The organism is Pseudomonas sp. MEJ086 (assembly GCF_030209025.1).
Lineage (GTDB): Bacteria > Pseudomonadota > Gammaproteobacteria > Pseudomonadales > Pseudomonadaceae > Aquipseudomonas > Aquipseudomonas fulva_A.
In genome coordinates this window covers 44,764-58,726 of the sequence record NZ_JARVSV010000026.1, presented here as the reverse complement: position 1 = coordinate 58,726, position 13,963 = coordinate 44,764, and the positions used below count along the sequence as shown (strand labels likewise).

Below are 13,963 nucleotides of genomic sequence, written 5' to 3'. Positions count from 1 at the left end.
CTTGATCGCTCCATCCTTTTCGTTTTCGGGCATCACTGCATTCAACAGCGTGCTGCGTTCTGGGCGCTTGCAGGGTCTGTTGACGTTTCGCGCTGAAACGTCAGCAGACCCTGGAAATCACAGGCAATAAAAAGGGGATGCCGAAGCATCCCCTTTTCTTTTGCGCTACCTAATCAGGCGTGCGGCTTGGGCGCGTCCTGATCGCGCTGAGCGCTCTCGTCGACCGGCGTGACGATGACGTCATCTTGCTCGACGGGCTCGCTGGCCGGTTGAGTGTCGACAACGGCTTCACTCTCGACTGCCGGAGCAGCGGGCTCAGCTTCCACCACCGCTGCGGCTGGAGCGGCCTTGGCGGCCTCTTCAGCTTCGCGGGCCAGGCGCTCTTCTTCACGCTTGCGGCGACGCACTTCACGCGGGTCGTTCGGTGCGCGGCCGTTGCTTGCAACCGGTGCGGCTGAAGCGGCTTGCTCTTCGATCGCTGGTGCCTCGACCACAGGTGCTTCCACTGCAACTTCCTCGGCTGCCGGAACAGCCTCGGGTGCGGCAGTGAAAGTGGTTTCGGCTACCGGAGCTTCGATGGCCGGTGCTTCGAACACTGGCGTTTCGGCAACGGGTGCTTCGGCGACGACCGCTTCGCTGGCTGGCTCGGCCGCGACCGGAGCTTCCTGCTGCACTGCTTCGAATTCCGCTGCCGAAGCACGTGGGCGTTCGATTTCAGGTAGGGGCTCGATCACTGCATCGGCACGCTCGGCAACTGTTTCTGCCGGCACTTCGACTGGCGCAGGCGCCTCTTCGACCACAACGGCAGCAGCTTGTGCAGGCTGCTCGGTCTCGACCGCTGGCTGTACGTCCTGTACGGCGACAGGTGCTGCGGTTTCGGTGGTGGCAAAGGTCTCTGCTTGCTGAGCGACCGGCTGTTCGGCTGGTTTCTCGGTTTCAGCGATAACGGCTGCCACGGTAGCGGCTGCAGCGATGCTGCCGTTGTCTACCGGCTCTTCCGCATTCTCGTCGCTGCCTTCGATCGGGTTGCCGTCGGCATCACGCTGACGCTCGCGACGATTGCTGCGGCGACGCTGACCGCGGGAGCGGCGACGTGGGCGATCACCGCCTTCGTTACCTTCCTGCTCGTCGTCTTGCTGCTCGTCGTTGTTCAGCACTTCGTCTTCAGCAGCGTCTGCCTGAGCCTGTTCGGCGCGAGGTTGACGTTCTTCACGAGGCTGGCGTGGCTGGCGCGGTTCACGTTGCGGGCGTTCGGCGCGAGCTTCTTCACTGGCGACGGCTGCGGTTTCGTTCTGCGGCTCGGCATCCAGCGGAGCGCGCAGTTCGCGCGGCTGACGCTCTTCACGCGGACGACGTTCACGGCGGTTTTCCTGACCTTCACGCGGTTCGCGCGGCGGGCGGGATTGACGCACTTCCTGAGGCTCGCGAACTTCCACGTTCTCACGCGGCTGGCGATCTTCACGCGGGGCGCGAGGCTGACGCTCTTCACGCGGTGCACGCTCTTCACGAGGCGCACGTTCCTCGCGGGCTGCGCGATCTTCACGTGGGGCGCGTTCTTCACGCGGCTTGCGATCTTCATCGCGACGGTTGCCACGGTTGCGGTTCTGCTGGCGACCGTTACGACGCTCGTCGCCACGCGGCTGACGCTCGCCCGGCTTCTTCTCGACCACGGTTGGTTTCTGCTCTTCGGCACTGGCGAACAGGCCTACCAGGGACTTCACCAGGCCTTTGAACAGGCCGGTCTGCGGTGCGGCGGCAACGGGGGCGGCAGCAGGCGCAGCTACGGCAACTTCCGGAGCAGGAGCGCTGCGCGGCGGAGCGGCCTTGATCGCAGCTTCCTGGCGAACCAGGGTGCGGGTGGCTGCAGCCGGTTTCTCTTCCTCGACTTCGACCGTGGCCATTTCGTAGCTGGTCTGGGTGCTCTGGGCTTCCGGGCTGTCGTCACGGATGCGCTGCACTTCGAAGTGCGGCGTTTCCAGGTGGTCGTTCGGCAGGATGACGATGCGCGCACGGGTACGCAGTTCGATCTTGGTGATCGAGTTGCGTTTTTCGTTGAGCAGGAACGCGGCGACCGGGATCGGCACCTGGGCGCGAACCTCGGCGGTACGATCCTTCAGGGCTTCTTCTTCGATCAGGCGCAGAATCGCCAGGGACAGGGATTCGACGTCACGGATGATGCCTTGACCGTTGCAGCGCGGGCAGACGATGCCGCTGCTTTCGCCCAGCGATGGGCGCAGGCGCTGACGGGACATTTCCAGCAGGCCGAAGCGCGAAATGCGACCGACCTGTACGCGGGCACGGTCGGCTTCCAGGGCTTCACGTACTTTCTCTTCGACAGCGCGCTGGTTCTTGGCTGGCGTCATGTCGATGAAGTCGATGACGATCAGGCCGCCGATGTCGCGCAGGCGCAGCTGACGGGCGATCTCTTCGGCGGCTTCCAGATTGGTCTGCAGCGCGGTTTCTTCGATGTCGCTGCCTTTGGTGGCACGCGCCGAGTTGATGTCGATGGACACCAGGGCTTCGGTCGGGTCGATGTAGATCGAACCGCCGGACGGCAGCTTCACTTCACGCTGGAATGCGGTTTCGATCTGGCTTTCGATCTGGAAGCGGTTGAACAGTGGCACGCTGTCTTCGTACAGCTTGATCTTGCTGGCGTACTGCGGCATCACCTGGCGGATGAAGGTCAGGGCTTCTTCCTGGGCTTCGACGCTGTCGACCAGTACTTCGCCGATGTCCTGGCGCAGGTAGTCGCGGATGGCGCGGATGATGACGTTGCTTTCCTGATAGATCAGGAACGGGGCAGGGCGGTCCTGGGACGCTTCCTTGATGGCGCTCCACAGTTGCAGCAGGTAGTCGAGGTCCCACTGCATTTCTTCGCTGGAACGGCCCAGGCCGGCGGTGCGCACGATCAGACCCATGTCATTGGGGATGTCGAGACCATTGAGGGCTTCGCGCAGTTCGTTGCGCTCTTCGCCTTCGATGCGGCGGCTGATGCCACCTGCACGCGGGTTGTTGGGCATCAGCACCAGGTAGCGGCCGGCGAGGCTGATGAAGGTGGTCAGGGCTGCGCCCTTGTTGCCACGCTCTTCTTTCTCGACCTGAACGATGACTTCCTGGCCTTCCTTGAGCACGTCCTTGATGTTGACGCGGCCTTCGGGGGCCTTGCTGAAGTATTCGCGGGAAATTTCTTTGAGGGGGAGGAAGCCGTGACGCTCGGAGCCGAAGTCGACGAATGCCGCTTCGAGGCTGGGTTCTACGCGGGTAATGCGACCTTTGTAGATATTCGATTTCTTCTGTACACGGGCGCCGGACTCGATGTCCAGATCGTACAGGCGCTGGCCATCTACCAGCGCAACACGCAACTCTTCGGGTTGAGTCGCGTTAATCAACATTCTTTTCATGTGGTACCAATGGTTTCCGGTGCTGCCGGAAGCCGCGTTAGGCACACACGACGCTCAGGGTCGGTGTCAGGCGCGTCAGAAACGGTCGTAAATCGTTTCATTGTCGAGCGGCAGCAGCCAGTTGTGCTGGGCCGCGACGGACGTCTCCTGCTTGCTGTATGTGACAGAAAGCACTCAGAACTCGCTGGCGATCGGCTAAGCACTGGCCCTGCTGCGTTAAAACCTGCTTGGAAGATCGTTTACCTGGGTAAGCGAGCTTCTTTGCCTGCCCCGGATCGGGGGCTGTCACTAACGTAGCGTCTTGCGTGGCGCTAACTTGCGAGACCGTAAACGGGTTCTCAGTCAGGAGGAGGAATCAAGGGTCGGTAGCGGACGATATGACGCGTCTCTGATAAAGCTGTTTGCTACGCAGGCCGACCGTTGTGCATCTCCACCCTACACGTATCGCTGAAAATCGGGTGCCGCTCACGAAAAATCCGCAGCGGGTTGGCATTACCGCGACCCTCCATAAGGGCTGGTCGCGCATCTGTGTCTCAGGCCTTATTTCCGAGTTTCTCGAGCAGCCATGCAGGCCTATCGCTCTCTGAGACGCCCGTCGGACGGCCTTACGTCCTGAATGGGTTGCTTGATTCACGATGGCGGTTTGGCAACATCCGCGAATCAGGCCGCTTTTGGCGGCATTCGCGACTATAGCAGCAATGATTAAGTGCTTCAAATGCATAAAAATTGTATGATCTCGGCCATGACGACACCCACTACTCCAACCTCCGGCGTTCAGCTGCTCGAGGTCGCGCCTGAACTCGCGGGTCAGCGCATCGACAACTTCCTTCGTACCCAGCTCAAGGGCGTACCCAAGACCTTGATCTACCGCATCCTGCGCAAGGGTGAGGTGCGGGTCAACAAAGGTCGGATCAAGCCCGAATACAAGCTGCAGCCTGGTGACATCGTGCGCGTGCCGCCGCTGCGCCTGGCCGAACGCGACGAGCCCGAGCCGCTGGCCCAGGGCCTGCTGCAGCGCCTGGAAGCGGCCATCGTCTATGAAGACAAGGCGCTGATCGTTTTGAACAAGCCGGCCGGCATCGCCGTGCACGGCGGCAGTGGTCTCAATTACGGCGTGATCGAGGCCTTTCGCCAGTTGCGCCCGGATGCCAAGGATCTGGAGCTGGTGCATCGCCTCGACCGCGACACTTCCGGGCTGCTGATGATCGCCAAGAAGCGCAGCATGCTGCGTCATCTCCATGAAGCACTGCGCGGTGACGGCGTCGACAAGCGTTACATGGCCCTGGTGCGTGGCCACTGGGCGACCGCCAAGAAGCAGATCAACGCGCCGCTGCTCAAGAGCAATCTGCGTTCCGGCGAGCGCATGGTCGAGGTCAACCCCGAAGGCAAGGAGGCGCTCACCGTGTTCCGCGTGCTGCGCCGTTTCGGCGAATTTGCGACCCTGGTCGAAGCCAAGCCGGTGACTGGCCGGACCCACCAGATTCGCGTGCATGCCCAGTACGGCGGGCATTGCATTGCCGGTGACAGCAAGTATGGCGATGACGACTTCACCCGGGAGATTCGAGAGTTGGGCGGCAAGCGCCTGTTCCTGCATGCCTACGAGTTGAACATTCCGCTGCCCGAGGGCGGCGTGCTGAAGCTCGAGGCGCCGGTCGACGAGATGTGGGCTCGCACGCTGGAGCGCCTGAGTGCGTGATTATCGGCTGCTGATCTTCGACTGGGACGGCACGCTGGTCGACTCCATTGGCCGCATCGTCGCGGCCATGCACCAGGCGGCCGACCAGTGTTCCATGCCGCGGCGCAGTGACGAGGCGGTCAAGGGCATCATCGGCCTGGCGCTGCCCGAGGCGATCACCACGCTTTATCCGGAACTCGTCGAAGCCGCACACGTCGAACGCTTCCGTGTCAGCTACAGCGACTGTTATGTGGCCATGGATCAGACCCCCTCGGCGTTCTTCGCGCAGGTGGAGCAGAGCCTGGCGCAGTTCCGCGCGCAGGGTTATCAGCTGGCCGTTGCCACCGGCAAGAGCCGCCGTGGCCTGCAGCGGATTCTCGACGCGCTGGGCTGGCAGGAATATTTCGACATCACGCGGTGCGCCGATGAAACGGCGAGCAAGCCCGATCCGCGCATGCTGCATGAAATTCTTCAGCATTGTGGCGTGCCGGCCGGGCAGGCACTGATGATCGGTGATTCCTCGTTCGATCTGCTGATGGCGCAGCGCGCGGGTATGGATTCTGTGGCAGTGGGTTACGGTGCGCAGACGCTGACAGCGTTGAGTGCCTATGAGCCGAAGCTGTCGATCAACCATTTCATGGAACTGAGTGCCTGGCTGAACCAGACGGTGGCCGAGCCCCAAACCGAGGAGAGTGAGCATGTGGGGTGATAGAAAGACGCCGGTCGTGGCCGAGAGCGACCCGAAGAGCTGGAAACTCCTCGAGAAGACGCTGCTGGCCAGCGTTCACGAGCAGCGCCGCTCGCGCCGCTGGGGGATCTTCTTCAAGCTGCTGACCTTCATTTATCTGTTCGGTGCCCTGGCGCTGTTCTCGCCGCTGCTCAATCTGCAGAAGGGTGCCAGCAGCACGCCGCACACCGCGGTGATCGACGTGCGTGGCCTGATCGCCGACAAGGAAGCGGCCAGCGCCGACAATATCGTCGGCAGCCTGCGCGCAGCCTTCAAGGACCCCAACACCAAGGGTGTGATCCTGCGCATCAACAGCCCCGGTGGCAGCCCGGTGCAATCGGGCTACATCTATGACGAAATCCGCCGTCTGCGCGGCGAGAACCCGGACACCAAGGTGTACGCGGTGATTTCCGATCTGGGGGCTTCGGGTGCCTATTACATCGCCAGCGCTGCCGACCAGATCTATGCCGACAAGGCCAGCCTGGTGGGTTCCATCGGTGTCACTGCGGCCAGTTTCGGTTTCACCGGTCTGATGGACAAGCTGGGCGTTGACCGCCGCGTCTATACCTCGGGCGAGCACAAGGCGTTTCTCGATCCGTTCCAGCCGCAAAAGCCTGAAGAGGCGGCGTTCTGGAAGACCGTGCTGGAAACCACTCACAAGCAGTTCATCGACAGCGTGAGGAAGGGCCGCGGCGATCGCCTCAAGGATGCCGAGCATCCCGAGCTGTTCTCCGGCCTGATCTGGTCTGGCGAACAGGCGCTGAATCTGGGCCTGATCGATGCCCTGGGCAGCACCAGCTATGTGGCGCGTGACGTCATTGGCCAGGAAGAAATGGTGGATTTCACCGTCCAGGAAAGCCCGCTGGATCGCTTCACCAAGAAGCTGGGCGCCAGTGTGGCGGAGCAGTTGGCGATGTGGATGGGGTTCCAGGGCCCGGCACTGCGCTGATAGCCTGATATGCAATAAAGAGCCCCGGCACTTGGCCGGGGCTTTTTATTGGCCGATCGCTTTCAAGGTGGGCAGTTGGGCGCGCATGAAGCCGATGGCCGGATGAAGCGCCAGTTTCGCGCCCGATCCAGCCTACGCACGACCCCAGCACATCAGCCTGACGGCAGAGGTTCTGGTCGCGCGAAGATCACTTGACGCTTGTAACTTGCTACTGCTCTTAGCGCTCATCGAGTGCGAAGGCCGTCAGGCTGTAGGTGGGAATGCCCATGTCCTGCAGTTTGCGCGAGCCACCCAGCTCCGGCAGGTCGATGATCGCGGCCGCTTCATGAATGCCTGCCCCCATGCGTTTGACCAGTTGCACGGCGGCCAGCAGGGTGCCGCCGGTGGCGATCAGGTCGTCGACGATGAGCACCTTGTCGCCTTCGCACAGACTGTCTGCGTGCACCTCCAGAAAGGCTTCGCCGTATTCGGTCTGGTAACCCTGGCTGAGGACGTCGGCTGGCAGTTTGCCTTGCTTGCGGAACAGCACCAACGGCTTGTTCAGCTCATAGGCGATGATCGAACCGATCAGGAACCCGCGCGCATCCATGGCGCCGACGTGGCTGAAGTCGGCCTCGACATAGCGCTGGATCAGGCTGTCGATCACCATGCGCAGGGCGCGCGGCGACTGGAACAGCGGGGTGATGTCGCGAAACACCACGCCCGGTTTCGGAAAGTCGTTAACCGGGCGAATGAGGGTCTTGATACTGAATTCGTCGAAAATCATCGGTAATCCTTGTAGCGGTCAAAATTGAGCCTTGGAACCTGTTCATGACTTTGCGAGCTAGAGCCATGCAAGGGCTAGGCGCCCCTGCAAAAACAAGCGAGGAAGCGGACTGGGCTCGCACGCGAGTTTACGAGCTGTGAATGGGCATTCCGACGGGAGCGCCTAGCTTGGGCTGGCAATCCCGCTTGTTTTCAACGCAGCAGGGCCGACGCGCAGCAGATCATGAACGGGTTCTCGAGGCCCTATCAGCCATTAAGGTTACCACCCGCCAGAGCGCACAGCTCGATTGGGTCGAGAATATGCACTTCCTTGCCTTCGGCTTCGAGCAGTTTGCTCTGCTGGAAGCGGGTGAATACCCGCGACACGGTTTCCACCGCCAGGCCCAGGTGGTTGCCGATTTCATTGCGCGACATCGCCAGGCGGAACTGGTTGGCAGAGAACCCGCGGGCACGGAAGCGCGCCGACAGGTTGACTAGGAAGGTAGCGATGCGCTCGTCGGCGGTTTTCTTCGAGAGCAGCAGCATCATCTGCTGATCGTCGCGGATTTCACGACTCATGACGCGCATCAGCTGGCGGCGCAACTGCGGCAGGCTCGCCGACAGTTCGTCGAGGCGCTCGAACGGGATTTCGCAGACCGAGGTGGTTTCCAGCGCTTGCGCCGATACCGGGTACAGCTCGGTATCCATGCCGGAGAGGCCGACCAGTTCGCTGGGCAGGTGAAAGCCGGTGATCTGCTCTTCGCCCGCATCGCTGATGCTGAAGGTTTTCAGTGCGCCGGAGCGTACCGCGAAGACCGAGTTGAAGGTGTCGCCCTGACGGAACAGGAATTCGCCCTTTTTCAGGGGGCGGCCGCGTTTGACGATATCGTCGAGCGCATCCATGTCCTCGAGATCCAGCGACAGCGGCAGGCAGAGACTGGAGAGGCTGCAATCCTTGCAGTGTGCCTGATGAGTTGTACGCAGCTTGATGCTTTCGGACATCGCCCTTATCCCTGGTATAGACACAGAAGTCGTAAGGGTACCGCACCAGAGGGGGCACGGCCACCCAAGGGGGCGCGCTCAAGTGTCGCTCCCCCCTGCCGATAACGCTGAATCAGTGAGTTGACGGCCAGGAGCGTTGCAATGCGTGTAGATAATCCCGTTTCGCTCGAGCGCAGTATCGTGCCCTCCAGTTCGACTGCGACCGCCGCTGCGGCGCCTGCCGAAACCAGCGAAGAAACCTCGACTGCGGCGCCAGCGGCTGGCACCAGTGCCGAGCCGGGCGTCAAGGTCACGCTGTCCCTGGAGGGCCTGGCGCAGTCGAAGTCCGAGGACAAGAACAGCGATATCGACGAGAGCGACCTGCCTTCGAACATCAAGCAACTGCTCAAGATGATTCGTGAGCTGAAAGCCCAGCTCGCGCAGAAAATGGCCGAGTTGCAGGCGATCATGGCTCAGAGCGATATGGACGACGAAACGCGTCAGGCCAGTGCCCAGGCGCTGCAGACCGAGGTCAGCTCGATCAGCGGCGCCTTGAGCACGGCTAACGCCGAGCTGGTCAAAGCTATTCGCGACCAGGAACTCAGCACCGAGCAGAGCGTCACCGTCACATCGCTGATGATCAGCTGATTTTTTCTTCCTTGGCACGGCAGTAGCCGTACTCAGATCACCCGCGAGAAGCGCTGCAGGTTCTGCTCGCTGAGGTAGCGATCAAACAGCATGCACAGCGAGCGCACCAGCAATCGTCCCGCCGGCAGCACCTCGATGCTGCCATCTCGCAATTCGATCAGGCCCTCGCGGCTCATCTGCTGCAGGGCCGGCCAGGTGTCGGCGAAGTAGCTGCGGACATTCACCGCGAAGCGCCGTTCGATTTCCGCGAAGTCCAGCTGGAAGTGGCAGATCAGTTGCTGGATCACGGCGCGGCGAAGGCGATCGTCGTCGTTGCAGCCCAGGCCGCGCAAGGTCGCCAACTGGCGATTGTTCAGGTTGGCCTGGTAGGCGGCCAGATCCGAGCTGTTTTGGCAGTACAGATCACCGACCTGGCTGATCGACGACACGCCGAGGCCGATCAGGTCGCAATGCCCGTGGGTGGTATAGCCCTGGAAGTTGCGCTGCAGGCTGCCGTCTTCCTGAGCGCTGGCCAGTTCGTCGTCGGGCAGCGCGAAGTGATCCATGCCGATGTAGCGGTAACCGGCGCTCGCCAGTTGTTCGATGCTGCCCTGCAGCATGGCCAGCTTGTTCGCTGCACTGGGCAACTGGGTGCTGTCGATGCGCCGCTGCGGCATGAAGCGTTCCGGCAGGTGGGCGTAGTTGAACAGCGACAGGCGATCGGGTTGCAGGGCGATCACCTGCTGGACGGTGTGGGCGAAATTCTCCGGCGTTTGTTGTGGCAGGCCGTAAATCAGGTCGATGTTCACCGAGCGAAACTGCAGGGTTCGTGCGGCCTCGATGATGGCGCGGGTTTCTTCCAGGCTCTGCAGGCGGTTGATGGCGCGCTGCACGTTGGGGTCGAGGTCCTGCACGCCGAGGCTGACGCGGTTGAAGCCCAGTTCGCGCAGCAGGCCCATGGTCGACCAGTCCGCTTCGCGGGGATCGATCTCGATGCTGTAGTCACCGGAGTCGTCGTCGAGCAGGGTGAAATGCTCACGCAGTTGCGTCATCAATCGGCGCAGTTCGTCGTGGCTGAGAAAGGTCGGGGTGCCGCCGCCCAGGTGCAGCTGTTCGATGTGCTGGCGCTTGTCGACATGGCGGCTGACCAGTGCCATCTCCACTTCCAGCGCCTGCAGATAAGGCTGGGTGCGGCCGCGATCCTTGGTGATCACCTTGTTGCAGGCGCAGTAGTAGCAGATGTTGGCGCAGAACGGCAGGTGAACGTACAGCGACAGCGGGCGCAGGGCACGACGGCTTTCGCGCAGGGCGTGGAGCAGATCGAATGAGCCGACGCCGTCATGAAATTGCACGGCGGTCGGGTACGAGGTGTAGCGCGGGCCGGCTTGATCGTATCGGCGGATCAGGTCGGAATCCCACTGGATGGCGTCGAGCATGGCGAGTTCCGCTTCAGCGTTGAGTGCTCGGCAGTCTAGGGCGGGCCTGGGCGGGGCTCTTTGATCTGAGTCATGGGGGCGCAGTGGGGGTGTGACCGCTGGGGCGCCGACAGATCGAGCCTCAGTGCCCCATCAGCCAATGCTGGTGCGGACCGGGCAGTGTCCACAGACCGAACAGCATCACCAGCAGGCCGCCTGCCACGCGCACGCCACGCGTGCGCAGCAGGCTGCCCAGGCGCTCGGCCGCCAGGCCGGTGGCCACCAGCACCGGCAGGGTGCCGACGCCGAATGCGAGCATCAAGGCGGCGCTGTGCAGGGCATTGCCCTGGCTGGCCGCCCACAGCAGGGTGCTGTAGACCAGGCCGCAGGGCAGCCAGCCCCACAGGCCGCCGAGGAGCAGTGCGCGCGATGGGCTGGTGATCGGCATGAAACGGCGGGCGAGCGGTTGCAGATGTCGCCAGAGGCCGCGGCCCAGCGCCTCGATGCGCGTCAGACCGCTCCACCAGCCTGCCAGATAGAGCCCCATGACGATCAGCAGCAGCCCGGCGACGCTGCGCAACACGATGGCCAGCGGGCCGCTGGCCAGTGCCCAGCCTGCCAGGCCGAGCAGCAGGCCGGCCAGGGCATAGCTGAGAATGCGCCCGGCGTTATAGGCCAGCAACAGGCGCAGACGCTGATCACGCCGCTCGGGCGCAATGGCCAGGCTCAGGGCGCCCATCAGCCCGCCGCACATGCCCAGGCAGTGGCCACCGCCGAGCAGGCCCAGAATCAAGGCGGACAGCACGTGTGGCAGCAGCTCAGTCATGGGGTTTCTGGTCGGGCTTGCTGGCCTGCTGCACGGCGGCCTGGTGGCGCGGGTCATCGTCGTCGAAGAGGATGCGGTGAGCGGGGCTGTCGAGGTCGTCGTACTGACCGCTGTCGACCGCCCAGAAGAACAGCCACACGGCGAAGGCGACCAGCAGCAGGGCAACGGGAATCAGGATGTACAGCGCGGTCATGATGATTTCCCCAGGCGCAGTGCATTGAGCACCACCAGCAACGAACTGAACGACATGCCCAGCGCGGCCCAGATCGGGGTGATCAAGCCGAGGGCCGCGAAGGGCAGTACCAGGCCATTGTACAGCCCGGCCCAGGCCAGGTTCTCGATGATGATGGTGCGGGTGCGGCGGGCCAGGCGCAGCGCGTCGACCAGGCTGCCCAGGCGATTGGACAGCAGCACCGCATCAGCGCTGGTTTTCGCCAGGTCGGATGCCGTACCCATGGCCACGCTGATATCGGCTCCGGCGAGTACCGGCACGTCGTTGACGCCATCGCCGAGCATCAGTACGCGGCGCCCTTGTTTCTGCAGGTCGTGAAGGATGGTCAGTTTGGCGTCCGGGGTCAGCCCGCCGTGGGCCTGTTCGATACCCAGCTCGGCCGCCACTTCGCCGACCATGGGCGAGCTGTCGCCACTGAGCAGGAGAATCTGCCAGCCGCGCGCCCGGGCGGACTCGATCAGCGCAGGCGCATCGTCACGCAGGCGATCATCGAGCACGAACCAGGCCAGAGGGCCCTGTTCGTCACCCAGCAGCAGCCATTGGCCCTGATCCCCCGGAATGTCGGGCGGTGGGCTGGCGCTGAGCGTGCTGACGAACGCTGGCTGACCGATGCGCAGGCGGCGGCCATCCACCGTGCCCTGCAAGCCCAGGCCGGGAAAACTCTGCAATGCTTCGACCATTGCGGCTGTGTGGCCAAAGGCACGGGCGATGGGGTGCTCGGAGCGACTTTCCAGGGCGGCGGCGAGGGCCAGGCAGGCATCGGCATCCAGTGTGCCCAGCGGGTGCACGGCACGCAGGGCGAGTCGGCCTTCGGTGAGGGTGCCGGTCTTGTCGACGATCAGCGTGTCGATCTGCTCCAGGCCTTCGAGCACGTGACCGCGAGTCAGCAACATGCCTTGTTTGTGCAGGGTGCCGGTGGCGGTGGTCAGGGCGGTTGGCGTGGCCAGGGCGAGGGCGCAGGGGCAGGTCGCGACCAGCAGGGCGAGGACGACCCAGAAGGCGCGAGACGGGTCGAGCTGCCACCAGACCAGGCCGACGACGGCGGCCACCACCAGAACGATCAACAGGAACCACTGCGCGACCCGGTCGGCGATTTCCGCCAGGCGCGGTTTTTCGCCCTGGGCGCGTTCCAGCAGGCGCACGATGGCCGACAGCCGCGTGGTGTCGCCCAGAGCCCGCACCTCGACGGTCAGTGGGCCCTCGACATTGAGGGTGCCTGCGGTGACCCCATCACCGACCGTACGGGGTTGCGGCAGGTACTCACCGGTGAGCAGCGATTCATCGATGCTGGAGTGGCCCTGCAGAACCTGGCCGTCCGCAGGTAGCAGCGCCCCAGGCGGAACCAGCACGTGGTCACCGAGACGCAGTTCGCTGAGCAGGATGCGCTGGCTCTGGCCGCGTTCATCCAGGCGCAGGCAGGAGGCCGGCAACAGCTTGACCAGTTGCGCGGTCGCCGCTGCGGTGCGTTCCCGGGCACGGCGTTCCAGGTAGCGGCCGCTGAGCAGAAACAGGGCGAACATGCCCACCGCGTCGAAATACAACTCGCCGTGGCCCGTTACCGTGGACCAGATGCCCGCTGCGTAGGCGCCGCCGATGGCCAGCGACACCGAGACGTCCATGCTCAGGTGGCGGGTGCGCAGGTCACGCAGGGCGCCACGGAAAAACTGGCCGCAGCAATAGAAGACGATGGGGGTGGTGAGAAACAGGCTGACCCAGCGCAGGATGCTGTCCAGTTCCGCGCTCAGGTCGATATTGAATTCCGGCCAGGTGGCCATGCTCGCCATCATCACCTGCATCCACAGCAGCCCGGCCACGCCCAGTTCGCGCATGGCTCGGCGATTTTCTCGGGTCAACTGCTCGGCAGCGGCATCGGCCTGCCAGGGGTGGGCCGCATAGCCGATACGGCGGATCGCGCCGAGCAGTTCGCTGAGCGGCAGGGCGTTCGCGTCCCAGCGCACCAGCAAGCGGTGGCTGGACAGGTTGAGGTGCGCTTCGGCCACGCCTGTCAGGGTATTCAGGTGTTTCTCGATCAGCCAGCCGCAGGCCGCGCAGCTGATGCCTTCGATGAGCAGATTGGCCTCGCTCAGCTCGCCCTGCTGTTCGACGAAGGGCTGCTGCACGTCGCGGCGGTCGTACAGCACCAGCTCATCCGGCAGTACCTGAGGCAGTTGCCGCGGATTGCTGGCAGCCTCGCTGCGGTGCCCATAGTAGTGCTCCAGGCCGCTCTGCACGATGGTCTGCGCCACCGCCTGGCAACCGGGGCAGCACATTTCGCGGGGCTGCCCCAGCACCACGGTCTGGAAATGCGCGCCGGCGGGCACCGGCAGGCCGCAGTGGTAGCAGGGCGTGGGGACGGCATGCACCGCCCCGGAGGCTGAAGCGTCGA

Annotated in this window: 11 protein-coding genes; 4 read left to right on the top strand and 7 right to left on the bottom strand. The window is 63.5% G+C overall.

The window, feature by feature from the left end; genetic code table 11:
• Positions 1-173 precede the first annotated feature (173 nt).
• The gene (rne, locus tag QRN22_RS17315) at positions 174-3,401 is read right to left on the bottom strand and encodes a ribonuclease E (RefSeq protein WP_042555627.1); all 3,228 of its coding nucleotides are present in this window, start codon (positions 3,399-3,401) and stop codon (positions 174-176) included.
• 742 nt (positions 3,402-4,143) lie between these two features.
• On the opposite strand from rne, the gene rluC reads away from it, so the two are divergent.
• Genes rluC through sppA form a run of 3 tightly spaced genes read left to right on the top strand, consistent with a single transcriptional unit; the run spans position 4,144 to position 6,752 of the window.
• On the top strand, positions 4,144-5,097 hold the full coding sequence (gene rluC, locus QRN22_RS17310; protein ID WP_042555819.1) for a 23S rRNA pseudouridine(955/2504/2580) synthase RluC: 954 nt from the start codon (positions 4,144-4,146) through the stop codon (positions 5,095-5,097).
• A complete protein-coding gene (locus QRN22_RS17305) occupies positions 5,090-5,785 on the top strand; it encodes an HAD-IA family hydrolase (RefSeq protein WP_042555628.1) in 696 nt (231 codons plus the stop codon). Before rluC ends, QRN22_RS17305 begins: the two co-directional genes overlap by 8 nt.
• Positions 5,775-6,752 (top strand): signal peptide peptidase SppA, encoded by a 978-nt coding sequence (gene sppA / locus QRN22_RS17300; RefSeq protein WP_042555629.1) that lies wholly within the window; start codon positions 5,775-5,777, stop codon positions 6,750-6,752. Before QRN22_RS17305 ends, sppA begins: the two co-directional genes overlap by 11 nt.
• Positions 6,753-6,969: 217 nt before the next feature.
• On the opposite strand, the gene QRN22_RS17295 is transcribed toward sppA, so the two are convergent.
• Entirely contained in the window at positions 6,970-7,518 is a 549-nt protein-coding gene (locus QRN22_RS17295) for an adenine phosphoribosyltransferase (RefSeq protein WP_042555630.1), read from the bottom strand.
• Between the two features lie 245 nt (positions 7,519-7,763).
• On the bottom strand, positions 7,764-8,498 hold the full coding sequence (fnr, locus tag QRN22_RS17290) for a fumarate/nitrate reduction transcriptional regulator Fnr (RefSeq protein ID WP_042555631.1): 735 nt from the start codon (positions 8,496-8,498) through the stop codon (positions 7,764-7,766).
• Positions 8,499-8,639: 141 nt separating this feature from the next.
• On the opposite strand from fnr, the gene QRN22_RS17285 reads away from it, so the two are divergent.
• Positions 8,640-9,125, top strand: a complete 486-nt coding sequence (locus QRN22_RS17285) for a hypothetical protein (protein WP_052493846.1) — start codon at positions 8,640-8,642, stop codon at positions 9,123-9,125.
• 32 nt (positions 9,126-9,157) lie between these two features.
• On the opposite strand, the gene hemN is transcribed toward QRN22_RS17285, so the two are convergent.
• The 4 genes from hemN to QRN22_RS17265 all read right to left on the bottom strand — a co-directional run bounded on the left by hemN (position 9,158) and on the right by QRN22_RS17265 (position 13,940).
• The gene (gene hemN / locus QRN22_RS17280; RefSeq protein WP_042555632.1) at positions 9,158-10,540 is read right to left on the bottom strand and encodes an oxygen-independent coproporphyrinogen III oxidase; all 1,383 of its coding nucleotides are present in this window, start codon (positions 10,538-10,540) and stop codon (positions 9,158-9,160) included.
• Between the two features lie 121 nt (positions 10,541-10,661).
• Complete coding sequence (locus tag QRN22_RS17275; protein ID WP_042555633.1) at positions 10,662-11,345, bottom strand: sulfite exporter TauE/SafE family protein; 684 nt, start codon at positions 11,343-11,345, stop codon at positions 10,662-10,664.
• Positions 11,338-11,538, bottom strand: a complete 201-nt coding sequence (ccoS, locus tag QRN22_RS17270; protein WP_042555634.1) for a cbb3-type cytochrome oxidase assembly protein CcoS — start codon at positions 11,536-11,538, stop codon at positions 11,338-11,340. Before ccoS ends, QRN22_RS17275 begins: the two co-directional genes overlap by 8 nt.
• A complete protein-coding gene (locus QRN22_RS17265; RefSeq protein ID WP_197077046.1) occupies positions 11,535-13,940 on the bottom strand; it encodes a heavy metal translocating P-type ATPase in 2,406 nt (801 codons plus the stop codon). Before QRN22_RS17265 ends, ccoS begins: the two co-directional genes overlap by 4 nt.
• Positions 13,941-13,963 lie beyond the last annotated feature (23 nt).